General features: G+C 60.0%; 19 protein-coding genes. 7 read left to right on the forward strand and 12 right to left on the reverse strand.

All coding sequences use genetic code 11. From position 1 onward, the window contains the following. Positions 1–204: 204 nt before the first annotated feature. From CVS28_RS10395 to CVS28_RS10405, 3 genes are read right to left on the reverse strand one after another with little or no spacing between them, the layout of a single operon-like run. Positions 205–1,116, reverse strand: coding sequence for a MaoC/PaaZ C-terminal domain-containing protein (locus CVS28_RS10395; protein WP_103465703.1), 912 nt, complete (start codon positions 1,114–1,116; stop codon positions 205–207). Next, positions 1,113–2,489 carry a 3-oxoacyl-ACP reductase gene (locus tag CVS28_RS10400; RefSeq protein WP_103481464.1) on the reverse strand — a complete coding sequence of 459 codons (1,377 nt, stop codon included), beginning with the start codon at positions 2,487–2,489 and terminating at the stop codon, positions 1,113–1,115. Before CVS28_RS10400 ends, CVS28_RS10395 begins: the two co-directional genes overlap by 4 nt. Before the next feature lie 4 nt (positions 2,490–2,493). Next, complete coding sequence (locus CVS28_RS10405) at positions 2,494–3,855, reverse strand: acetyl-CoA C-acetyltransferase (RefSeq protein WP_103481465.1); 1,362 nt, start codon at positions 3,853–3,855, stop codon at positions 2,494–2,496. A 65-nt stretch (positions 3,856–3,920) separates the two neighbouring features. Between CVS28_RS10405 and CVS28_RS10410 the strand changes: the two genes are divergently transcribed. Both CVS28_RS10410 and CVS28_RS10415 read left to right on the forward strand, forming a co-directional pair. After that, entirely contained in the window at positions 3,921–4,676 is a 756-nt protein-coding gene (locus CVS28_RS10410; RefSeq protein ID WP_103465706.1) for a TetR/AcrR family transcriptional regulator, read from the forward strand. Continuing rightward, the gene (locus CVS28_RS10415) at positions 4,673–6,748 is read left to right on the forward strand and encodes an acyl-CoA dehydrogenase family protein (protein ID WP_103465707.1); all 2,076 of its coding nucleotides are present in this window, start codon (positions 4,673–4,675) and stop codon (positions 6,746–6,748) included. Before CVS28_RS10410 ends, CVS28_RS10415 begins: the two co-directional genes overlap by 4 nt. A gap of 110 nt (positions 6,749–6,858) precedes the next feature. Here the strand turns inward: CVS28_RS10415 and CVS28_RS10420 are convergent, their stop codons facing one another. Continuing rightward, the gene (locus CVS28_RS10420; protein ID WP_243399824.1) at positions 6,859–7,410 is read right to left on the reverse strand and encodes a hypothetical protein; all 552 of its coding nucleotides are present in this window, start codon (positions 7,408–7,410) and stop codon (positions 6,859–6,861) included. A 362-nt stretch (positions 7,411–7,772) separates the two neighbouring features. Further along, a complete protein-coding gene (locus tag CVS28_RS20305) occupies positions 7,773–8,561 on the reverse strand; it encodes a DUF6318 family protein (RefSeq protein WP_279325068.1) in 789 nt (262 codons plus the stop codon). A gap of 269 nt (positions 8,562–8,830) precedes the next feature. Here CVS28_RS20305 and CVS28_RS10430 point away from each other — a divergent pair, with 269 nt between their 5' ends. Continuing rightward, complete coding sequence (locus tag CVS28_RS10430; protein ID WP_103481467.1) at positions 8,831–10,831, forward strand: HNH endonuclease signature motif containing protein; 2,001 nt, start codon at positions 8,831–8,833, stop codon at positions 10,829–10,831. 1 nt (position 10,832) lies between these two features. Here the strand turns inward: CVS28_RS10430 and glgA are convergent, their stop codons facing one another. Then, entirely contained in the window at positions 10,833–12,035 is a 1,203-nt protein-coding gene (gene glgA, locus CVS28_RS10435; protein WP_103465710.1) for a glycogen synthase, read from the reverse strand. Between the two features lie 105 nt (positions 12,036–12,140). On the opposite strand from glgA, the gene glgC reads away from it, so the two are divergent. From glgC to pepN, 4 genes are all read left to right on the forward strand, one after another. Continuing rightward, a complete protein-coding gene (glgC, locus tag CVS28_RS10440) occupies positions 12,141–13,571 on the forward strand; it encodes a glucose-1-phosphate adenylyltransferase (RefSeq protein ID WP_103465711.1) in 1,431 nt (476 codons plus the stop codon). Then, positions 13,568–15,007 (forward strand): SDR family oxidoreductase, encoded by a 1,440-nt coding sequence (locus CVS28_RS10445; protein ID WP_103481468.1) that lies wholly within the window; start codon positions 13,568–13,570, stop codon positions 15,005–15,007. Before glgC ends, CVS28_RS10445 begins: the two co-directional genes overlap by 4 nt. 89 nt (positions 15,008–15,096) lie before the next feature. Beyond that, positions 15,097–16,110, forward strand: coding sequence for a YeiH family protein (locus CVS28_RS10450; RefSeq protein ID WP_243399834.1), 1,014 nt, complete (start codon positions 15,097–15,099; stop codon positions 16,108–16,110). Between the two features lie 82 nt (positions 16,111–16,192). Next, positions 16,193–18,820 carry an aminopeptidase N gene (gene pepN / locus CVS28_RS10455; RefSeq protein ID WP_103481470.1) on the forward strand — a complete coding sequence of 876 codons (2,628 nt, stop codon included), beginning with the start codon at positions 16,193–16,195 and terminating at the stop codon, positions 18,818–18,820. Between the two features lie 12 nt (positions 18,821–18,832). Here the strand turns inward: pepN and lplAB are convergent, their stop codons facing one another. From lplAB to CVS28_RS10485, 6 genes are all read right to left on the reverse strand, one after another. After that, a complete protein-coding gene (lplAB, locus tag CVS28_RS10460) occupies positions 18,833–19,894 on the reverse strand; it encodes a lipoate-protein ligase LplAB (RefSeq protein WP_103481471.1) in 1,062 nt (353 codons plus the stop codon). A 154-nt stretch (positions 19,895–20,048) separates the two neighbouring features. Further along, positions 20,049–20,303: a type B 50S ribosomal protein L31 gene (locus tag CVS28_RS10465; RefSeq protein ID WP_103465716.1), complete on the reverse strand. Its 255-nt coding sequence runs from the start codon at positions 20,301–20,303 to the stop codon at positions 20,049–20,051. Positions 20,304–20,398: 95 nt separating this feature from the next. After that, positions 20,399–20,860: a peroxiredoxin gene (locus tag CVS28_RS10470; protein ID WP_103465717.1), complete on the reverse strand. Its 462-nt coding sequence runs from the start codon at positions 20,858–20,860 to the stop codon at positions 20,399–20,401. Between the two features lie 18 nt (positions 20,861–20,878). Further along, positions 20,879–21,688 (reverse strand): TrmH family RNA methyltransferase, encoded by an 810-nt coding sequence (locus CVS28_RS10475; RefSeq protein ID WP_103465718.1) that lies wholly within the window; start codon positions 21,686–21,688, stop codon positions 20,879–20,881. Beyond that, positions 21,685–22,464 carry a sulfite exporter TauE/SafE family protein gene (locus CVS28_RS10480; RefSeq protein ID WP_370739501.1) on the reverse strand — a complete coding sequence of 260 codons (780 nt, stop codon included), beginning with the start codon at positions 22,462–22,464 and terminating at the stop codon, positions 21,685–21,687. Before CVS28_RS10480 ends, CVS28_RS10475 begins: the two co-directional genes overlap by 4 nt. A gap of 40 nt (positions 22,465–22,504) precedes the next feature. Next, positions 22,505–23,290 (reverse strand): ABC transporter ATP-binding protein, encoded by a 786-nt coding sequence (locus tag CVS28_RS10485; protein ID WP_103465719.1) that lies wholly within the window; start codon positions 23,288–23,290, stop codon positions 22,505–22,507. Positions 23,291–23,337 lie beyond the last annotated feature (47 nt).

The raw sequence follows: 23,337 nt of genomic DNA on the forward strand, positions 1-23,337 counted from the left end.
CCACGCCCGGTACCAGCAGCGCGCATGCCCAAAGCGGACCCGGCTTATGCGCCACACCAACTCCCAAGCTGGCGCATAAGCTGCCAAAACCACACAGCCGGCCATTAGCAGACACTTGAAGAGCTAAGGGCAGCTCGGATACTGGGGTCGCCCCTCTCCAAACTGCCTAACTCACCCAATTTACGTATCAGTTGCAATGGCTGTTTAGGCGCAGCCTGCCCACACTGTGCCGCTGAAGTACTTCCTGGCGCTGCGCGCGTGCCACGCGGTGAACTCGGAACTCAGCCATGCGCCGTCGTCCGTCCTGTGATCCAAAACCTCAAGGGACACAGTTGCCGGCAGGAACACCGGCGAATCGAAGGAGATGTCCCAGCTAAAGGCGTGGGGCTTGGCCTGCGGCACAGTGGCCAAAACACGCGCTGCGGCGTACATGCCGTGGGCGATGGAGCGGCGCAAACCCAAGGCCTTGGCGGTAAGGACGCTCAGGTGAATCGGGTTGAAGTCACCAGAGACGGCCGCGTAGGCGCGGCCAGTGTCAACGCCCAACTGCCACTGCGCTGTGGGTGCTGGCGGGACGAAATCCACCCGCGGTTGAGCCGGCGAGGGCTTATCCAACCCGGGCAGGAACACGCCCTTAGCCAGGTATGTGGAAACACCGCGCCACAGCAATTCCGTACCCTCGGCATTGTGAATCTCGGCAACGATCTGCACCTGCGTGCCAATCCTGTGCCCACTCAGATCCCGCGCCCAGGCCCGCACAGACAGTTCATCGCTGAACAGCACCGGTACAAAGTGCTGCACCTGGTTGCGCAGATGAACCATGCCCAGCAGCGGCAGCGGGAAGTCCTCCTGAACCATCACGCTCATGGCCACAGGGAACACGAGGGCGTGCAGATAGCCTGAGGGCAGGATGTCGCGTGCCGGCTCGCCCATCAGGTGGGCGAACTCTGTCAATTTGGCCAAGTCGGCCCGCACACCGCGGACTTCCACGGCGCGGGCAGGCAGACTCGTCACCAACGCGGGGCGGGTGAGCCGGGCCCTTGCCGCCGTGGCTGCCGCATTGACGTACAGCTTGGAGAGCGAGGGCATCTCGGTCAATACTGTCTCGGCTGTCATTGCCCCACCAGGTTCTGTCCGCACACACGCAAAATGTTTGCGCTCACCCCCGCCGCGTTGGGGGATGCGAAGAACGCAATGGTCTCCGCCACGTCACTGGGCTTGCCGCCTTGCTGCAGGCTGTTCAGACGCCGGGCAACTTCGCGGGTGGCAAAGGGGATCTTGGCTGTCATATCCGTTTCGATAAACCCCGGCGCCACGGCGTTGACGGTGCCTCCGCGCGCCGCCAACAAGGGTGCTGTGGAACGGACCATGCCCATGACGCCCGCCTTGGAGGCCGCGTAGTTGCTTTGGCCGCGGTTGCCGGCGATGCCGCTGGTGGAAGCAACGCTGACAATGCGCGGGTTCTGGGTGAAGTGTTCGCTGGCCAAAAATGCCTTGTTCATGCGCAATTGCGAATCAATATTCACGGCGATCACCGAGTCCCACCGGGCGGCATCCATGTTGGCCAGCAATTTGTCGCGCGTGATTCCGGCGTTGTGGACAACAATGTCCAGGCGACCGTAGCGCTGGATGGCATGTTCTAGGATTCGCTCCCCGGCTTGTGGATGGGTGATATCCAGTTGCAGGGCGGTGCCGTGAATCTGATTGGCGACGGCGGCCAGGTGGTCCCCCGCTGCCGGCAGGTCCACAGCTATGACGGTGGCGCCGTCGCGGGCCAGGGTGCGGGCAATGGCTGCACCGATCCCGCGGGCAGCACCGGTCACGACCGCCACGCTTCCCTTCAGTGGCGCCTCCCAATCGGGTGCCTCTGTGGATCCCTCGGAGGAGGCCGTCAGAAACTGGCCGTCAACGAAGGCCGAGCGCCCGGAGAGGAAGAACCGCAATGCGGACATGACGCTGGGTGAATCCGCCGCAATACCGTTGGCCAGCACCACTCCATTGGCTGTGGCACCGGCCCGCAACTCCTTGGCCACGGACCGGATGATCCCGTCGACTCCGGCGCGTGCGGCAGCAATGCCCGGCTCATCGTCCGTGGTGGCCTGGCGGGAAATGCTGACAACGCGGGCGTTCCTGTTGAGATCCCGCAGTGCTGAGCCCACGGCCAGCATGGGTGCCGAGAGTCCTGTGGGGTGCTCCAGTTCATCCAGGACCACCACAATGGCGCCCAACTTTTCCTTGGGCGTTGCATGCCGGCGCACGTCTTGGTGCCAGCCGAGCAACACTGTTGCAACGGCGTCGGCCCCGGCGCCAGCACCCACCACAAGAATGGGACCTTCCACCAAGGGGGCCTGGGGGCTGTAGCGGCGCAAGATGGCTGGCTGGGGCAGGCCCAGGCGTTTGGCCAAGTCCTTGCCGAAGCCGCGGCTAACAAATTCGGTGTACTTGTCGGCTTGTTCGCGAACACCAAATGATTTGTGTTGAGAAGTCATTGGCCTACCTCGCTTCCAGGATGGCTACAACGCCTTGGCCGCCTGCAGCGCACACGGAAATCAAGCCGCGCGCTGGGCGCCCGTCCACCGGACCGCGTTCATGGAGCATCTTGGCCAAGCTGGCCACCAAGCGTCCGCCGGTGGCGGCGAAGGGGTGGCCTGCCGCCAGCGAGGAACCGTTGACATTCAGTTTGGCTCGGTCGATGGAGCCGAAGGCGCCGTCCAGACCCAGGCGGGTGGTACCAAACTCTTCATCTTCCCAAGCGGCCAGCGTGCTCAGCACCGTGCCGGCGAAGGCTTCATGAATTTCAAAGTAGTCAATGTCATCCAGCGTCAGGCCGTTGCGGGCCAGCAGACGCGGGACGGCGAAGGCCGGAGCCATCAGGAGCCCGTCCTTGCCGTGCACAAAGTCAACGGCAGCTGCTTCACCGTCAACCACTTCAGCCAGCACGGGCAGGTCCCGGGCGGCAGCCCAATCCTCCGACGCCAACAAGACGGTTGATGCGCCGTCGGTGAGCGGCGTGGAGTTTCCTGCCGTCATGGTGGCCGCATCCCCCAGCTCCTTGCCGAAGACGGGTTTTAGCTTGGCAAGCTTCTCAACGGAGGTGTCCGCGCGAAGGTTTGAATCACGGCTCAGGCCGCGGAACGGGGTCAACAGGTCATCGAAGAAGTGGTTGTCGTAGGCGGCGGCAAGGTTCTTGTGGCTGGCAAAGGCCAGCTCATCCTGCGCCTCACGGCTGATTTTCCACTGTGCAGTGGTGAGCGCCTGGTGTTCGCCCATGGAAAGTCCGGTGCGCGGCTCTCCCGTGGACGGGGCGTCGGGGGAAAGGTGCTTCGGACGGATGCGGCTGGCAATTTTGGCCTTGTCGCCCAGAGACTTGGCACGGCTGAGATCCAGCAAAATGGTGCGCAAGCCTTCACTGACGGCGATGGGGGCGTCCGAGGCAGAATCCACGCCGCCGGCAATGGCGGAATCGATCTGGCCCAACTTGATCTTGTTGGAGAGTCCAATGACGGCTTCCAACCCGGTGGCACAAGCCTGCTGAAGGTCGTAAGCGGGTGTGGTGGCAGCCAAGGCCGAGCCAAGAACCGCTTCACGGGTGAGGTTAAAATCCCGCGAGTGCTTCAAAACGGCACCTGCGGCAACTTCACCAATTTCTTCATCGGCCAGGCCGAAACGGGCCACCAATCCATCCAACGCAGCCGTGAGCATGTCCTGGTTGGAGGAATGCGCATAGGCTCCCCCACTTCGGGCAAAGGGAATGCGGTTGCCGCCCACGACGACGGCCTTGCGAATGCCAGCGCTGCGTGCGCCTGTTGTTTTGGTTCCCACGTTTTCACTGCCTGCTGCTGTTGGAGTAGTCATGAAGCTCTCTCTTGGTAGAACGCCGTCTGTTACTGATACTCAGCGTACCTGATACGCTGAGTATCGTGAACACGTTACAACAAGAGTCCGGGGCGCCGACTGCCGCTTCAGCGGCCGCTGGCACCGGCAGCGCACCCCAGCCCAGCCCAGCCAACGGCGCCGGGACAGTTGATGGGCGTTCGGCGAGGTGGGACGCGCACCGTGAGGAACGGCGTCGTACCTTGATCAAGGCAGCACGCCGGGCCATCCACCAGCTCGGCTCCGACGCCTCAATGGAGGACATTGCAGCCAACGCAGGCACTTCCAAGTCTGTGTTCTACAGGTATTTCGGCGACAAGTCGGGACTCCGCCATGCCGTTGGGGCTGTGGTGATCAGGCACATGCAGGACACCATCGCAGCCGCCAGGCAGGGCGCAAGCGAGCCCCGGGAGGGCGTGACGGCCATGGTCAGCGCCTACCTGCAAATGGCGCAGACGTCCCCCAATGTCTACTTCTTCGCGACGATTCCCACGGACGGCGACACCCGGCCATCAGGGGAATTGAGCGGCTTCTTCAATTCCGTGACTGCCATGATCACCGAGCCGATGCAGCAGTTGGTGGGCGATCCGGCGTCGCCCCTCATGGGCTACTGGCCAACGGCGGCTATCGGCCTGGTGCGCACCGCGGGTGAATTGTGGCTACAAGCGCCGGCTGATCCCAACAAACCAGCAGCCAACGCCATGGCCGAACAAATTTCGGCATGGCTTTTCGACGGCGTGGGCCAGTTCATCTCCCCCGCCGCGCCCCACCAATCAGTTACCGCAGCAGAAGGAAAATCATGACCAACGTTTTGACACCAGTTTCTCCCGCAGCTCACGACGACGGCGCAACAGTTGACGTTGCATCGCTCGGTGAAGTGTTGCTTGGCAGGTGGGCACAGGTTCGTTTGGACGCCCGGAAACTGGCCGGGAATCCCGAGCTGCACAAGATTGAGGGCTTGAGCCACACCGAGCACCGCGAACGGGTTTTCAAGCAGTTGGGGATCCTGGTTGAGCAGGATGGTGTTCACAGGGCATTCCCCACTCGGCTTGGCGGGAGCGATGACCATGGCGGCAATGTTGCTGGGTTTGAGGAACTGGTCATTGCCGATCCGTCCCTGCAGATCAAGGGCGGGGTCCAGTGGGGCCTGTTTGGCTCGGCCGTGATGCACCTTGGCAACGAAGAGCACCAGAACAAGTGGCTGCCTGGCATTATGAACCTGGAGATCCCCGGCAGTTTCGCCATGACAGAAATTGGCCATGGTTCCGACGTCGCCTCCATTGCCACTACTGCCACCTTTGATGCCGACACCGACGAATTTGTTATCAACACACCATTCGCGGCTGCCTGGAAGGAATATCTGGGCAATGCTGCCGTTCACGGTGTGGCTGCGGTGGTGTTTGCGCAGCTGATCACCAAGGGCGTCAACCATGGCGTGCATGCCTTTTATGTGGACCTTCGCGATCCGGCCACCATGGAGTTCCTGCCCGGAATTCAGGGCAAAGATGACAACATCAAGGGCGGCCTGAATGGGATCGACAACGGCCGCCTGGCCTTCGATCACGTGCGCGTGCCGCGCACCAACCTGCTCAACCGCTACGGTGACGTGGCAGCTGACGGCAGCTACAGCTCACCCATTGCCAGCCCGGGCCGCAGGTTCTTCACCATGCTGGGAACCTTGGTTCAGGGCCGGGTCTCCTTGAATGGAGCCGCCGTGGCCGCATCCAAGGTGGCGTTGAAGATTGCCATTCAGTACGCCACCGAGCGTCGCCAATTCAACGCGGCCTCGGACACTGAGGAAGTGGTGTTGTTGGATTACCAGCGTCATCAGCGCCGGTTGCTGCCCCTCTTGGCCACAACCTATGCAGCCGCCTTTGCCCACGAAGAGTTGCTCATTAAGTTTGACGACGTGTTCTCCGGCAAGCACGACACCGATGAAGACCGTCAGGATTTGGAGACGCTTGCAGCTGCGCTGAAGTCTATGAGCACTTGGCATGTTCTTGACACGCTTCAGGAGTGCCGGGAAGCGTGCGGTGGCGCGGGCTTCATGGTGGAAAACCGTTTCACTTCACTGCGCGCAGACCTTGATGTGTATGTGACCTTCGAAGGCGACAACACGGTCCTGCTGCAATTGGTGGCCAAGCGTTTGCTGGCTGATTACAGCAAGGAATTCCGCAACCTTGACATTGGCATTCTGGCCCGGTTTGTGGTGGGCCAAGCAGCAGACCTGACGCTCAACAAGACCGGACTGCGCCAAGTGGCCCAATTTGTTGCCGACTCCGGTTCCGCGCAAAAGTCCGCCAAGGCTTTGAAGGACGAGGACACACAGCGCCAGATGCTCGCCGATCGCGTGCAGACGATGGTGGCCCAGGTTGCCGCCGCGCTCAAGGAAGCAGCAAAACTGCCCAAGGATCAGGGGGCCGCAGTTTTCAACGACCACCAGAATGAACTCATTGAGGCTGCCCGCGCCCATGCCGAATTGCTTCAATGGGAAGCGTTCACGGACGCCCTGAACCGTGTGACTGATGCCGGAACCAAGAAGGTTCTGACGCGCCTGCGCGACGTGTTCGGCCTTGGCTTGATCGAGAAGCACCTTGACTGGTACTTGATGAATGGCCGCATCTCCATGCAAAGGGCCCGCACTTTGTCCCCCTACATCAACCGGGTGTTGGCCAAATTGCGTCCGCACGCCCTGGACTTGGTGGACGCGTTTGGCTACGGCCCCGAACACCTGCGCGCCACGATTGCCACCGGCATTGAGCGTGAACGCCAAGACGAAGCCCGCGACTACTACCGCAAACTGCGGGCCAGTTCAGCCGGCCCCATCGATGAGAAGGTGCTAATCCATAAGGCTAAGTCAGCTTCCAAGGTCTAGGCTCTGTTTCTTACTGGTCAACTTCTTACTAGTCAACCTTCTTACGGATCGACTTCGCGCTCGACGGCGGCACCTAACTTGGGTGCCGCCGTCGCCGTTTCATGGGGTAACTAGCAGCCCACGCCATGGGGGTTCTGAATGCAGTTATCTGCGTAGAGGCGGGTTTCCGCACGCCACACGGTGAGGCCAAGCGGGGCCGAGGGGATGTTGCCCTGACCCGGGATGGGCAGGCTGGGCCCGCCGTTGACGCTGTAGGTGCCGTCGAAGTGGGTGGTGACGGTGAGAGCGAGCCTGCCCGTTGCTGTGTAGATGTGACTGGTTTGGGTTTGTTCACCGATTCTGTCTTGATGCAGGGGCGCACCATGGTGGGGTGTAGGGCCCCAGATGGTGCCATCGCCGTAGTTCCAGGTGTACCCCACCGGTGTGGCGGTGATGGTGACCTGCTGGCCGAGCATCGTCAGGTTGAACGATTGTGTGGCAGCATCGGCATAGACGTTGGTTTCCTCGCCGCGCAGGGTGTGAGGCCCCGGCTGGCTCCCGATCGTGGCCGGGGCGACCGGTGTCCTCTGGAATTCCTGAGCGATTTGGGCCGCGATTTCGGCAAGGATATCGCGGGGCTTCTCGCCATAGACGCACTCCGGACCGGACAGGTATGTCCACACTGCCGGTGTGGCCTTCGAAGCTCGATACCAATATATTGCGACCCCAGGTTTCCCTTCGTCACTGCCAGTGCCTGCGGAACAGGATGGCATCACTTGTGCACAGGCGGGGAAGATGACGCTATCGCCGTCTGTACACGCGAGTCGGGCTTCGTAGTTGTACCTATCTTCAGGCCCGACGGACGGGGACTGACCAAACTGATTTTCAGCGCCAGGAATTGAGACCCAGCCATCGGTTTTTATGCCGTTGTTGCCCCAGTTTCCTTCGATGTCAACAGCATCCGAAGCAAAGGATGGGCTCGGCAAGACAACAAGTCCAAGGAGAAGTAGCAGGGCCATATGCCACCCAACGGATGATTGCCTCATCACGACCCGTTACTTCCATCCAGGTGCTCCACTGTAAGGGCTATCCACCTTCCACCCTTGTAGTCACCAACTAGGATGTCACCTTCGGCAATGGTGACACCGAGATCTTTGGACAGTGTTTTGTCGGCCTTGAAATATTTAACCTGCTCCTGACGAGCCATGGTGATGGCCTGATAAGTTTTCTCGGCTGTCAAAGTAAATGAACTTGCTGGAGCCCCGATAACCATCTTCCCTCCCACGATCCATTTCCCACCGGCATGGCCCGAGACGACCATCTTCTCTATTGCCTCGCACGTACGGCACCCGGGGTCACTGATGCTCATCATGGGAGCGGGATCGCCAGTTTCGAAAGCATAGCCGAGGGTTTCATACCAGTATTCAGTGAAGGCTATGAGTCCTTCCTTGCTGAATTCCTTGGCTTTCCCAGGCAGCACGGGCACTGGAACGTTTTGCGCAGGACCTTCGGCAGTTGCCGGCTGGTATGCAGCTACGGTTGTGGGTGCCGGTGTAGTGATGGCGGGTGTGGGTGCGCTGCTATTTGCGCCGCTGCTACTCCCGGGTTGCGTGGTTGCACCGGTACCCGGCGGCGATGAAGTGCATGCGCTCAGGACGAGTAAAGCGCTAAGCGCTGCGGCTACAAGGCCGTGATGTGAGACTCGGAGAGCGTCCCGCAAGCGACTCTTGTTACTTTGGCTGGACGGGTCGCGAAGCCCAGATGAAAGACCTTGGGCTTCCAGAACCCCGGCACAGATGGTGGAGCTATTCCTTGTTGTGTGGCTATCCCTCATCGCCGACCCCTGCTGTGAGTGCTGAGTGGGCGGTAGACGTAGCCATTAACATCACTGCCCGGTGGCTTGCTACTAAGGTACACGCCATGGGGACGACGTGCCAGAAGTTATCCACAATCCAAGTAGGCCGCCACCGCCTGGCCAATAATTCAAGATCATCGGCTTGCGGCCACCATGTTTGTTAGTGCACAGGCCAAGCTAGGGCCGTACTTCCCCACATGTAGGGCTTTCTCTCGGTGAATGTCAGTGCCTTGTTTTAGAATATATGTATGGAAGCAATGGCAAAGGAGCCGGGAATCCCGGACTCCACAGCAGGCGAATCTCGAGTTGGTGAACACATTCATCAACTCCTCAACCTTGCCTCCGCCATCATCAAGGCAGCCACCACCCGCTCCCGCACAGCTGAGGCTCCAGCCGCTTCCGTTGACAGTGGCCCCGATCGCCATTCGACTCCGCCATTTGGATTGGACGTTGGGTCCTTGAGCGACACCGAGTGCGTTCAGTGGGCAAAGGATTTAGAGTGCCTGGGCCGGTTTCAGCAGGCGCTGAATGTTCAGATCGCTGGAGAATTAGCGCAGCGAGTATCGGCTGGCCGATTTGTGCAAACCGGAGTCCATGCGCCCGTGGCTTTGTTGGTTCAGACGGCGAAGATCAGCGCCGTTGAGGCCCGTCGCAGGATCCGCTTGAGTGAAACACTGCTGCCACTCAGGGACAACCTCACAGGAGATGTGAGCCCAGCTCTACAGGCAACGGTCGGTGACGCCTTCTTCCATGCTGAACTGTCCGCAGAACAGGCGCTGATGATTTCAAACTTCGTTGAAGAAGCCCAAGGCCTTGCCAAGGCGGGCTTGATCACAGATGAACGATCCCTTGAAGTACAGGCCAGCCTTGTAGCAACAGGGCGGGAAGCGGACCCTGACTTTCTTCGGCACGCAGGCAACCGCATCATGGCCCATCTGGATCCCGACGGTCAAGAACCCACTGAAGGAGACTTAATTGCGAAGCAAGGCATTTTCTTTCGCAAACCTCGCCGCGGTTTGATTCACTTCGACGGTCACATGATCATCGAGCAATATGAACACTTCATGTCAGCCGTAGGAACCGCTACCAACCCGAACAAGCATGGGGTTATCAATCCCACGGAGGATCAGAGTCATGACTCAGGGCTGGCAGACGGGCCCAACGATGCCTCGGATAGTGTGTTCGGGCATCTGGGTGAAATCTTAAGCGTCTTTGGACCCGGTCTCCAAACTGCCGCTTCCTCAACTTCACAGTCTGCACCACCAACACAGCCCGCGGCACCGAATCAGCCACAGGATTCAAAGGCGCCACATGAACCCCGGGATCAGCAGAATCCCTCCGCTGAAGACCGAAGAGACCACGAAAGTGGCGAACCCGGCAGCGTGGACAGTGAGGAGAATCCGTGGATGGTTGACGGGGTGCGTATCCCCCGCCCAGAGTCATGGGAAGAACTGGACGGACTGGATCCAATCGACCCCAACAGCATAGACCCGGTAGTCAAGGATCGCCGCACCCGTGCGCAGAAACTGCTTGACGGGCTTCTTGACTGCGTGAAACTCGCGGCCCGGAGCGGAAAACTGCCACTGAACGGCGGCTTAAAAACACAACTGATCATCACAACCAGTGAGCAGGACATCCATCGGAGTGACGGAGCCGGGACTGCTTTCACTCCCTACAGCGGCCCTGCTCCACTACACCTCTTTGACCAATCACTCTGCGATCCTGACATTACCCGCCTCTACCTAGGCGAAGGACAAAACATCCTCAACGTGGGCCGCGCCCAACGGCTTTTTACCCCAGTCCAACGAAAAATCCTGTTCGCACGGGACCTCGGCTGTTCGTTCCCTGATTGCACCATCCCCGCCCACTGGACCGAGGCCCACCACATCATTTCGTGGCAGGACGGCGGCGAGACCAACATCGACAACGCAGTGTTGCTCTGCAGCCACCACCACTCGCTTCTGCACCACAGTAACTGGACCGTGACGCTGCAGAACGGCACCCCCTACTTCACCGCCCCGTATCTCATTGACCCCGCCCAGACTCCTCGCCGCAACAACTTTCATCATGGACTTATGCAAGAGAAAGAGGGCAAAATGCGCGGCTCCGCTCCCAGCAACAGCAGAAATTGGACAGGATCCGCAATCTTGCCAGAGGAAAACTCCGCTGCTGAACGCGGCGAAGGCCCCGAGCAACAGATCGGGGCCTTCGCCAAAACTAGATTAGAGCAAGCAGATGACAGCAGTTGAGCTACTCCTGGGGAAGGACACTCCTGTAGACATCAAGGGTTTGTTCCACTATCGACTCCCAAGAGAAATGATCCTGGGCGCGCTGACGGCCCTTTTGTCCCATGACGCGGGCACGGGCAGGGTCATTCACAACTTCGATCATGGCGGCGGCAAAATCAGCAATGAACTTCTCCGGGTCCAGCGGGGTCCCTGTTCCGTCGCTGACCTGCTCCAGCGGAACAAGCAACCCGGTCTCACCGTGGGCCACAACTTCCGGAATTCCACCGGTGGCACTGGCCACAACCGCAGCACCGCAGGCCATGGCTTCCAAATTCACAATTCCCAGGGGCTCGTAGATGGAGGGGCACGCAAAAACAGTTGCATGACTCAGAACCTGAACCAGCTCGGCGCGGGGCAACATGCGCTCAATGACAATTACGCCGTCGCGTTGGGCCTTCAATCCTTCAATGAGGGCGTTGACCTCGGCACCAAGTGCCGGAGTGTCAGCGGCTCCAGCGCAAAGCACAAGCTGGACTTCCGGCGGCAAAGCTGCCGCAGCCTTCAACAGGTACGGCACACCCTTTTGGCGAGTAACCCGACCAACCCACACCACACTGGGGCGATCCGGATCAATGCCAAGGGACCGGATCACGTCGTCGTTCTCATCGCGCTGCCAGGTGGCCACGTCGATGCCATTGTGAATAACCTTCACCTTGGCTGGATCAACATCGGGGTAGCTACGCAGAATGTCCTGGCGCATGCCGTCGGAAACAGCAATGATGGCTGCGGCAGCTTCATATGCCGTCTTCTCAACCCAAGAAGAAACGGCATACCCGCCACCGAGCTGTTCGGCCTTCCACGGACGCAATGGCTCCAAACTGTGGGCGCTCAAGACGTGTGGAATGCCATGGAGCAAGGCGGCAATGTGCCCGGCCATGTTGGCATACCAGGTATGGGAGTGCACCAAATCCGAACCGGCAATGGCAGGGATTACCTGCAAATCAACACCCAGCGTTTGAATTGTCGCGTTGGCATCGGCCAATTCCGGCAGATCCGAATACGAGGTAACGGTTGCACCATGGAAGTCAGCATCGCGCTCCTTACCGAAGGCATGAACACGCAGATCAACCTTTTCGGCAAGGACGCGGCTAAGCTCGGCTACATGCACACCAGCCCCTCCGTAAATCTCGGGCGGAAACTCTTTTGTCACAATATCTATACGCACATACTCAAGGTAGTCTGTGCGGACGAAATTGTTCTAGTGTGAAGTTATTGTGAACCTAACGGGACGCAGTTTAAGGGCACCAGTGAAGCTGTGGGAGGTTGAAACATGTCAGTAAAGAAGGTTTTGGCGATCGTTTTGGCAGGCGGTGAGGGCAAGAGACTGATGCCCTTGACGGCTGACCGTGCCAAGCCAGCAGTACCTTTTGCTGGTTTTCGCTTGGTCGATTTCGCTTTATCCAATCTGGCGAATTCCGGCTATTTGAAGATTGTTGTATTGACACAATACAAATCGCATAGCTTGGATCGTCATATTTCCGAAACGTGGCGCATGGCCACGCAATTGGGAAACTATGTTGCCTCTGTGCCGGCTCAGCAGCGTCGCGGCAAGAGCTGGTTCCTGGGCAGCGCAAACGCCATTTACCAGTCTATGAATCTGATCGGCGACGCCGAGCCGGACATTGTTGTTGTGGTCGGCGCCGATCACGTTTACCGCATGGACTTTGAGCAGATGGTACAAAGCCACATCAAGTCAGGAGCCCGCGCCACAGTCGCCGCGGTGCGCCAGCCCCTGGAACTGGCCGATCAATTTGGTGTCATTGAAATTGATGATGCAGAAGTTCCCGGTGCCATCGGGGCACACAAGATTTCCGCCTTCGTGGAGAAGCCGGAATCAACTCCAGGGCTTCCGGATGCCCCCGATCAGTTCCTGGCATCCATGGGCAACTACGTATTCGACGCCGATGCCTTGGTCGAAGCCCTCGAACAGGACGCCGCCAAGAAGGACACCAAGAATGACATGGGCGGGGACATCATCCCTTACTTTGTGGACCGAGATGAAGCCTATGTCTATGACTTCACCACCAACGACATTCCCGACGCCACCGATCGGGACAGGAACTACTGGCGTGATGTGGGGACCATTGACTCCTACTACGACGCACACATGGACCTGATTTCCCCGCTGCCCATCTTCAACCTGTACAACCGTGCGTGGCCAATCTATACGCGCAGCACTGTTTCTCCTCCCGCCAAATTTGTCCGGGGTGAGCACAATACGGTGGGAACCGCTTTGGACTCCATCGTTGCCCCTGGTGTAGTTGTGACGGGTGGCGTTGTAGAAAACTCAGTTCTCTCCAACGACGTGTTCGTTGGTACGGGTGCTCGCGTCCAGGACTCCGTCTTGATGGACAAGGTCATTGTGGGATCGGGCGCCGTCGTGCGCCGGGCCATCATTGACAAAAACGTCAGGATTCCGGCGGGAGCCACCATTGGTTTGGACCCGGAGCTGGACAGGGCACGGGGCTTCCTCGTCACCGAGTCTGGCCTCACTGTATTAAGCAAGGGTCAAATTGTTCCCGCACCCGATGATGCGGAGAGGGCGCTTGCCTTGGCTGCCGCAGCCGAAATTCCTGAAGCACTGTCACTGGCCGTTGGGAATGAACTGGTATCCCAGGAAACCGTAGATCTAGTGGTCAAGAACCAGATCGACGCAATTGGGTCAGTGGCATCTGTCGAAGAGGCTAAAATTATGGGGTGACTGCCCCTGACTTAACACCCGAAGAAATCCAAAATTGTCTTAAAGTTTTGGAGAATATCCATGTCTATGACGAAGAACATCCCGACTATGTCTTGGTTCGCCGAGCCACAGGAAAGATGTTCAAGGCAGTCAAGCGGTACCGTCGCACTGCAAAGCGCGACGCCGTCAACGAGGCCGACAAGGCAGTGCTTGCAAAGACTGCCACGGCGGCCCCCGACCGCATAGATGATGAAACTCGCGGTAACAAACTCAAGCCGTCAACCACCGGCGACACAGCGGGGACGCTATTGCGTCCCCGCCCCTGCTACATCTGCAAGCAGCCTTACACCCAGGTTGACGCTTTCTACCACCAGCTTTGCCCCGAATGTGCTGTATTCAACCATTCAAAGCGTGACGCCCGCACAGACTTGAGCGGCAAAAGGGCGCTGCTCACCGGCGGCCGGGCCAAAATCGGCATGTACATTGCCCTACGCCTGCTTCGCGACGGTGCCCACACCACCATCACCACACGATTCCCCAAAGATGCCGCCCGCCGGTTCTCCGCCATGGAAGACAGCAGTGAGTGGATCCACCGCCTACGCATTGTTGGGATCGATCTCCGGGACCCCACCCAAGTGGTGGCCTTGACCGACTCCCTCAACGAGGCCGGGCCGTTGGATATCATCATCAACAATGCCGCCCAGACGGTCCGCCGCTCAGGGAACGCCTATAAGCCCCTGGTGGACGCCGAGCTGGAAGAGCTCCCCACCGACTCCCCCATGCCAGAACTGGTCACCTTTGGGCACGCCCATGACAAACACCCACTGGCTTTGGCAACGCAAATGATGGAACACCCGCAGCTGGCTGGCGACGAGATTGCCGCACTGGCACTGTCCATGGGCTCGGCCTCTTTGGATCGCATTGAAGCCGGCACCGCCATCGATGCTGGCGGACTTGTCCCCGATGTTGCCACGATCAACAGCTGGACCCAGGTGGTGGACCAGGTGGATCCCCTGGAAATGCTGGAAGTTCAGCTCTGCAACGTGACAGCGCCCTTCCTGCTGGTCTCAAGGCTTCGCCCCGCCATGAAGGCCTCCACCGCGCACCGCAAATACATTGTCAACGTCTCCGCCATGGAGGGCCAGTTCTCCCGCGCCTACAAGGGCCCCGGGCACCCGCACACCAACATGGCGAAAGCGGCCCTGAACATGCTCACCCGCACCAGCGCCAAGGAAATGCTGGAGACGGACAGCATCCTCATGACTGCCGTTGACACTGGCTGGATCACCGACGAGCGTCCCCACTACACCAAGGTGCGCCTAGCCGAAGAAGGTTTCCATGCACCGCTTGACCTGGTTGACGGTGCCGCTCGGGTTTACGATCCCATTGTGATGGGCGAATCGGGTGAGGACCAGTACGGGGTCTTCCTCAAGGACTACAAGCCCAGTCCGTGGTAAATGGCGGCGAGGAAACTGGCGGCAACAGCGCACGTGGCAACTCCACGGTAGCTGCCTTCCTCGCATCCGCCCGCAAGCTCGCCCCAGGACTGGCGGTGGCACTATTGGCCGTGGGTGTCTCCTTGCTAGTCCACGCTTTGGTGCCGATGCTGCCCGCCATGACCATCGCCGTCGTCCTTGGAATTGCGGCGGTGAACGTCCCGGGAACGTCAAGCCTGTGCCAGGGACCGTGGCGTGCCGGCCTGAATTTCGCAGGCAAGCACCTCATGCGGGTGGGAATTGTGTTTCTGGGGCTCAAACTGAGCCTCGGCGACATTGTGAATCTTGGCTGGGTCAGCGTGCTGCTGGTAGCCGGGGTGGTGTTGCTCAGTTTTGCCGGCACCTATGCCCTCGGCAAACTCTTCAGGCTCGACGGCGATGCGCCGCTGCTGATTGCCACAGGATTCTCCATCTGTGGGGCCTCGGCCATCGGGGCCATGGCTGCCGTGAAGGGCACCAAGCACGAGGACACGGTCCTGCCCGTGGCGCTGGTGACCCTGTGCGGCACCCTTGCCATTGGCATTCTGCCGCTTCTGATGAACCCCCTGGGACTTAATGCGCTGGAGTTTGGCCAGTGGGTGGGTGCAGGCGTTCACGACGTCGGCCAGGTTGTGGCGACTGCCCAAACAGCCGGTGCAGTGGCCCTGAGTGCTGCGGTTGTCATCAAATTGACGCGCGTGATTATGCTGGCACCCATTGTGGGAGTGGCTGGCGTTTTGGAACGCAAACGGCACACCAAGGATCGTCTTGCCCAGGATGCCAGAAACGCCCTGACCGGTGAGACCGTGGCAGCCCCGCGGTTCCCCCCTGTTGTGCCGCTCTTTGTCATTGGATTCCTGCTCATGGCGGCCCTGCGCTCCACTGGGTGGCTGTCGCATGGGGCCATCGAAGCAGGGGCCCTGGCCCAAGACATTGCCCTGGGCGCAGCGCTCTTTGGTTTGGGTTCCAGTGTGCGGATGAGTGAATTGTTTGATACAGGCCTGCGCGCCACGGTTATGGCCTTGTGCGCCTGGGCTCTCATCGCCACCCTCGCGTTTGGCGCCGTTCACCTCATGGCAGCCTAAAACCCGCACTGCGGTGTCCGTCGTTTCAGGTCCGCAGTGCGAGGCGGGCAACAAGTCACCGAACCCGTGATTAGATGGCTGGGTGTTGAATTCCAATTTGGCCCGCAATGAAGCGGCCGCCCGTAAGTCGCAATTGAACGTCCATCACTATGACGTACATCTAGACCTGAGCCGGGTTCAAGACCTGAGCGTGCATGGCTTCCCCACCCGCAGCAACATTAGCTTTGCGGCCAGCAGCCCCGGCAGCACTTTTCTGGACTTCATGGGCCCGGAAGTGGTTTCCGTGATCCTCAATGGCGAGGAATTGGACGTTGACCACGTTGTTGACGGTGCCAGAATCCACCTGCCGCAGCTGGCCCCCGAGAACCAGGTCACCGTAAACGCCATTGCGGCGTATTCAAGCAGCGGAGAGGGCCTGCATCGTTTTGTGGATCCAGCCGACGGGCAAACGTACACCTACACGCAATTTGAGCCCTCGGATGCACGCCGGGTGTTCGCTAACTTTGAGCAGCCCGACCTCAAAGCGCCGTTCACGTTCCACGTTATTGCGCCGTCGGCGTGGGAGGTGGCTTCCAACCAGAGCGTCGTGAACCAACAGCAGGTGGCTGGCAATGGTTCCGGCGGGGCACCCTCAAGCCTCTGGGACTTTGCCCCCACAGTGCCCATCTCCACCTACATCACCACGGTCCTGGCCGGCCCGTATTTCAAGGTGGAGGACCACTTTTCCATGGTCTTCGGGCCGGAGAGTTCCCACGCCGGCCAACAGTTGGAGATCCCGTTGGCAGCCTACTGCCGTGCCTCCCTTGCCCCGCACTTTGATGCGGCAGAAATCTTCAACATCACCAAGTCAGGGTTGCAGTACTTCAACGACCTGTTCGACTTTCCGTACCCCTTTGGCAAATACGATCAGGCCTTCGTGCCTGAATACAATCTCGGTGCCATGGAGAATCCGGGCCTGGTGACCTTCACCGAGACGTATCTGCACGCCTCCCGCGCCACTGACACTGCCTATCAACAGCGGGCCAACACCATCATGCATGAGATGGCGCATATGTGGTTTGGCGATCTTGTCACCATGGCCTGGTGGGACGATCTGTGGCTGAAGGAATCCGTGGCCGACTTCATGGGGCACTTGGCAGTCGCCGAGGCCACGGCCTGGGGCCAAAAATCATGGACCTTGTTCGCCAGCCGCCGCAAGGCGTGGGCGTATGTGCAAGACCAGTTCCCCACCACCCACCCCATCGCGGCGGACATCCCCAATGTGGAAGCCGCCAAGGCGAACTTTGACGGGATCACGTACGCCAAGGGCGCATCGGTGCTCAAGCAGCTGGTGGCCTATGTTGGCCAAGACGCGTTCGTGGCCGGCTCGCGCGAATACTTCGCCTCCCACGCTTACGCAAACACCTCACTGACCGATCTGTTGAAGCCGCTGAGCGATGCCTCAGGCCGTGATCTGAGCTCCTGGGCCAGCGACTGGTTGCAAACCTCCGGCATGTCCACGCTGACACCCCACATCGTTGTCGAGGATGGCAAGGTCACCTCCTTCACCATTGCGCAGGAGTCCGTGGACCCCGTGACAGGGAAAAGTGCGCTGCGACCGCACCGGCTGGCCGTCGGCTTCTTCGATAACGACGGCGAAACCTTGGAGCGCAGCCAAGCGTTTATCCTCGATGTCCGCGGTGAGCTGACGGAGGTCGGTGCCGCCGTGGGCCTGCCCGCCCCGGACATGGTCCTGCTCAACGACCAGGACCTCAGCTACGCCAAGGTACGGTTCGACGCCGGATCCCTCACCACAGCACTTGCCTGCGCCGGGGCGGTGAGCGATCCTCTGGCCCGCAGTTTGGTGTGGTCAGCGTTGTGGAATGCCACGCGGGATGCCCTCCTGCCGGCCACCAGCTATATCCGGGCTGTGGTGGAGCAAAGCGGCCATGAATCAGACATCAGTGTCTTGCAGACCTTGGTGGACAATGCTTGCTATGCCCTGAACCACTACACTTCCCAGGAACTCCGTGCAGCGGCCCTGGGGCTCCTCACAGGCGGCGTCTCGAACAACCTTGATGCCGCCAGTTCCGGCAGCGACGGGCAATTGGTGTGGGCCCGCGCCCTAGCTGTTGTGGGACGCAGCAGCGATGCTGCTGTGGACCGTATCAGAGGATTGCTCAACGGTGTGGACGTACCTGCCGGATTGACCATGGATGGCGACCTGCGCTGGCAACTGTGGCAGTCCTTGGCCGCCCGGGGAGCCGCAACCATGACTGAACTCAATGCGGAACTTGCAGCTGACACCACCGCCGAGTTCAGGGCAGCCCACTGCACGGCCGCGGCGGCGTTCCCCAACGCCGACCACAAGCAGCTGCTGTGGCATCAAGTCGTTGAGGGAACCGAACTGAGCAATGAACTCCTGAGCGCCACCATTGCCGGGTTCACCATGGCACCGGCTACCTTGCTGCAGCCATTTGAGGAACCTTACTTTGTTGCGATCCATCAAGTCTGGACTGAGCGCAGCCTGGAAATTGCGGGGCGCATTGTCCGCGGGCTCTACCCTGCACGGCAGGAATTGGCTCCTGGCACAGCGCCTGGCAGCCATCCCGTGTTGCAGCGTACCGATAGCTGGCTGGAACAGCACAGCGACGCTCCCACGGGTCTTCGCCGGATTGTCTTGGAACAACGCGACCAGTTGCTGCGGTCGCTCAGGGCGCAGGCCATGTAGCCCGGAACTGAGCTACGGGACCCTGTGCAACCATTCCCCGGTGCCGAACTTGGTGTCCACACGGCGCGCTGCCTCGGCAAGTTCTTCTGCACTGAGCACGGCAGGACGGGCGCCATAGCGGTCGGTGAAAATTCCTCTCATCACGTCAAGGATTTGCGCACGGCTCAGTCCGCTCTGCCGGCGCAGGGGGTCCACCCGCTTTTTGGCGGAGCGGTGGCCCTTATCGGAGAGTTTTTCCTTGCCGATGCGCAGCACCTGCACCATCTTCTCGGCGTCGATGTCATAGCTCATGGTCACGTGGTGGAGCATGGCACCATTGCTGAGGCGTTTTTGGGCTGCGCCGCCAATCTTGCCAAGATCCGTGGCAATGTCATTAAGCGGCACGTAGAAAGCTTGCACACCAATGGCTTCCAGGGAAGCCAGCACCCAGTCATCGAGGAACTTGTAGGAATCTTCAAAGGTGAGCCCGTCCACCAGGCTCTGGGGCACGTAGAGCGAGTAGGTGATGCAGTTGCCGGCCTCCATGAACATGGCCCCGCCACCGCTGATCCGCCGGACCACGTTGATGCCGTGCCTGGCCACACCGTCGGCGTCCAATTCATTGCGCACCGACTGGAAACTGCCAATGACCACGGATGGCTCATCCCAGTCCCAAAAACGGAGGGTGGGGTTGCGCCTGCCAGCGCCCACTTCTTCGGTGAGGATCTCATCCAGGGCCACGTTGATGGCCGTGGGCAGCACGGTGGGGGCAATGATGTCCCAGTCGTGGTCCAGCCAGCTGGTGGCTTTGGTCAGGGCACGGCGCACAGCCACGGCAACAGCCGCTGCGGAGAAACCAAACAACACTGCGTTGGCCGGCAGGGCGGCTGTGATGGCGTCGCTGAGTGCAGCGGCCGGCAGGTCGGCAGAAAGCCCCGTCAATGCGGCATTGATGTCATCGAGAGCTTCGTCCGGATCGAGGAAGAAGTCACCGCTGACGCGCACGTTGTTCAGCAATCCGTCAACCACGCTGCAGTCGACCACCACCAATTTGCCGCCAAGAACCTTGTATTCGCCGTGAAGAAAAGAAACCATGACTCCATCATCCCCAGTAGTGGATTGGATGCGCAAAAGCAGCGGCCCGCCCCAAACAAAAAACTGACCCGCAGTAGTGGCTGAAAATCGCGCAAAAAGCGCGTTTTTTCGACCATTACTGCGGGTCAGTTGGAAAAGCTGTGGGTAAGAAGTATTACTTCTTGCCGAAGCCTTCGAAACGAGCGTTGAAGCGCTCAACACGGCCGGCGCTGTCCATGATGCGCTGCTTGCCGGTGTAGAACGGGTGCGACTCTGAGGAGATTTCAACATCGATGATGGGGTACGTGTTGCCGTCTTCCCACTCGATGGTCTTCTTGGAAGTCGCGGTGGAGCGCGTCAAGAACTTGGTGTCGGAAGCCAAGTCGTTGAAAACGATTGCTTCGTACTTGGGGTGGATGTTCTGCTTCACTATAAACCTCAAAGTGTTATCGTCTGGTTTTTGCCAGACTGATGAATGGATTGGTCACGAGGACCAGCTAGAAACTTTACCGGTTCGAGCCCAAATCACCAAGCCCGCACGCCCAATTCCGCCAGCGCGCGGTTGGCGTGCACATCCATGTTGGTTTCACTGGCCACCTGGAACTGCAAAGTCTGTTCGGCATCAACAATGAAAGTGGCCCGTTTGGTGGGCAGCGTTCTGGCCAGCAGACGGCGCCGGACACCAAATTGGTCTGCAACGTGGCCCTTGGGGTCGCTTAGGAGCGGGTAGCTGAAACGGTTCTCGGTGGCAAAGGCCAGCTGCTTGGCCGGCGAGTCCGTGCTGATGCCCACAAGGGTTGCCCCGGCTTCGGCAAATTCCGTTTCCAGATCACGGAAGCGGCAGGCTTCCTGGGTGCAACCGCCGCTTCCGGCCAAGGGGTAAAAAAAGATCACCACGGGACCGTCAGCCACCAGCTCCGAGAGCCGCCGGGGCGTGCCATGTTGATCCAGCAATTCGAAATCCGCTACCTTCTCACCAGTCTTCATGGCTTCACACTACTAGGCTCAGTTGTGACTTGCCTGAGTGGCGAAAAAAGCCACGGCACTGGCGGCCGCCACATTGAGCGAGTCCACCCCTGAAAACATGGGGATCATGACCGTGTATTCGGTCTGGGCCAGTGTCGCGGCACTGAGCCCGTCTCCCTCGGTCCCCAGGATCAGGGCAAGTTTGTCATCGTTGCGGGCGGCAAGTTCGTGGATGGTCAACGAATCGGGCTTCAAGGCAAGTGCCGCCGTCGTAAATCCAGCCTCATGAAGCAGGGCCATGCCCTCGGGCCACTCCGGCAACCTGGCCCAGGGAACCTGGAACACTGTGCCCATGCTGACCCGGATGCTGCGGCGGTAGAGCGGATCCGCGCATCGCGGGGTGACGAGCACGGCGTCAACGCCCAGAGCGGCAGCCGAGCGGAAAACCGCCCCAATGTTGGTGTGGTCCACCACATCCTCCAGCACCGCCACCCGGCGCGCACCAGCCAACAGTTCAGGGATGCTAACGGCCTCAGGCCGGTGCATGGCAGCCATGGCGCCACGGTGCAGGTTGAATCCGGTGATCTGTTCCAGAATTTTTGCCGTGCCCACAAAGACAGGGATGTGCGGGTACGGCTCCAGTACGGGCGCCAGGTCCGGCAGCCACCGCTCCGTCATGAAGAACGAGCGGGGCTGGTGCCCTGCTGCCAGCGCTCGGCGGATCACCTTCAAGCTTTCTGCGATGAACAAGCCCTCAGCGGGTTCCTTGACTTTGCGCAATTGCACATCAGTCAGGGACAAATAATCGCTGACCCGGGGATCGGCGGCGTCGTCAATGTGGACGATCATGCATTTACCAGTTTCATCACCATAAAGTACAGGGCCACCAGGCCAAGCGTCACAATGACGCCGCGAAGGACCAGCGGAGGGAGGCGGCGCCCTATTTTGGCGCCGAGGAACCCGCCGGCCAGGGAGCTGATCGCGATGAGCCCAACCACTGCCCAAATGATCTTGTCGGGGGCAAAGAGCAGGTAGGAAACCGCAGCCACGCAGTTGACTCCCAGCGCCAGGACGTTCTTGACGGCGTTGGCGTTTTGCAAGGTGCCACTCATGAAGATACCCAAGATAGCCACGAGCAGGACGCCTTGGGCAGCCACAAAATAGCCGCCATACACGCCGGTCAGAAACACCAGAAACACCATGACCAGCTCATGGGAGCGGGCGTTGGGTGTGTTCTGCCGGCGGGCCTTGATGGCTGCCTGCAGGCGGGGCTGGAAGATCACCAGCATCAGCGCCACAACAATCAACACCGGTGCCACCACCAGGAAAACCTGTTCCGGCAGGTGGAGCAACAGGTAGGCGCCGGTAATTCCGCCCAGCAGTGAGGCCGGCAGGAGCCGCACCAGGTTGTGCCGCATGCCCCGCAACTCGCTGCGATAGCCCCAGGCGCCGGAGACTCCCCCGGCAATCAAGCCCATGGCGTTGCTCACCACGGCCATGACCGGGGTGATGCCCAAGGCAATGAGGATGGGGAAGGTGACCAGCGTTCCGGAACCCACCACGGTGTTGATGGTGCCGGCCCACAGCCCACCCATCAGGATGAAAAATGATTCGAGCGCGTTCACTTAGCCTGTTTTCACTGACACGTAAAAGTCCGACGCCGGACTAGTTGCGTGCCGTTGCCGTGTAGCGGCCGGCGTTGCTGGTGACGGACAGCGGCAAGCCAAAGGTGTCGCTGAGGTTTTCTTCCGTCAAGACATCGGCAATCGGGCCCTGTGCCACTACGCCGCCGTCGCGCAGCAACAGTGCGTGGGTGAAGCCCGGAGGAACCTCTTCCAAGTGGTGTGTGACCAGGACCGTGCAGGGAGCCAGGGGGTCGGCAGCCAACTCGCTCAAGCGGCGCACCAGGCCTTCACGTCCGGCAAGGTCCAAACCTGCGCCGGGCTCATCCAGCAGCAGCAGTTCCGGATCGCTCATGAGGGCGCGGGCAATCTGTACGCGCTTGCGCTCACCCTCGCTCAGGGACACGAAGGTGCGGTTGAAGAAGGTTGAAACGCCCCACTCCTCCAACAGACTGAACGCGCGGCGTTCGTCGTCACGGTCATAGTCCTCGCGCCAGCGTCCCGTGACACCGTAAGAGGCGGTCACCACCACGTTAAGAACTTTTTCAAGCTCAGGGATCTGCCCGGCCAAGCTCGCGGAGGCCAGACCAATCCGCGGGCGCAGCTCGAAGACATCAACGGCGCCCATGACCTCATCCAAGATCCCTGCAACGCCGCGCGTGGGGTGCATGCGGGCGCCAGCAATCTGCAGCAACGTGCTCTTGCCAGCGCCATTGGGGCCAAGAACCACCCACCGTTCGCCCTCAGCCACACGCCAGTCGACGTTGTCCAACAATGTTTTAGTGCCGCGGACCACGCTGACACCGGCCAAACCCAAAACTTCACTCATAAACAAGGAGCCTATGACACTAAAGGCAGCCAACGCTAACCAGAATG

This window comes from Arthrobacter glacialis, assembly GCF_002909415.1.
GTDB classification, from domain to species: Bacteria; Actinomycetota; Actinomycetes; order Actinomycetales; family Micrococcaceae; genus Specibacter; species Specibacter glacialis.

Excerpts from the sequence above, each read along its gene's own strand:
- glgC (WP_103465711.1), top strand. The coding sequence starts at position 12,141 with ATGTCAGTAAAGAAGGTTTTGGCGATCGTTTTGGCAGGCGGTGAGGGC.
- CVS28_RS10430 (WP_103481467.1), top strand. The coding sequence starts at position 8,831 with ATGGAAGCAATGGCAAAGGAGCCGGGAATCCCGGACTCCACAGCAGGC.
- CVS28_RS10415 (WP_103465707.1), top strand. The coding sequence starts at position 4,673 with ATGACCAACGTTTTGACACCAGTTTCTCCCGCAGCTCACGACGACGGC.
- CVS28_RS10405 (WP_103481465.1), bottom strand. The coding sequence starts at position 3,855 with ATGACTACTCCAACAGCAGCAGGCAGTGAAAACGTGGGAACCAAAACA.
- CVS28_RS10395 (WP_103465703.1), bottom strand. The coding sequence starts at position 1,116 with ATGACAGCCGAGACAGTATTGACCGAGATGCCCTCGCTCTCCAAGCTG.
- CVS28_RS10475 (WP_103465718.1), bottom strand. The coding sequence starts at position 21,688 with ATGATCGTCCACATTGACGACGCCGCCGATCCCCGGGTCAGCGATTAT.
- CVS28_RS10400 (WP_103481464.1), bottom strand. The coding sequence starts at position 2,489 with ATGACTTCTCAACACAAATCATTTGGTGTTCGCGAACAAGCCGACAAG.
- lplAB (WP_103481471.1), bottom strand. The coding sequence starts at position 19,894 with ATGGTTTCTTTTCTTCACGGCGAATACAAGGTTCTTGGCGGCAAATTG.
- CVS28_RS10470 (WP_103465717.1), bottom strand. The coding sequence starts at position 20,860 with ATGAAGACTGGTGAGAAGGTAGCGGATTTCGAATTGCTGGATCAACAT.
- CVS28_RS10485 (WP_103465719.1), bottom strand. The coding sequence starts at position 23,290 with ATGAGTGAAGTTTTGGGTTTGGCCGGTGTCAGCGTGGTCCGCGGCACT.
- CVS28_RS20305 (WP_279325068.1), bottom strand. The coding sequence starts at position 8,561 with ATGAGGGATAGCCACACAACAAGGAATAGCTCCACCATCTGTGCCGGG.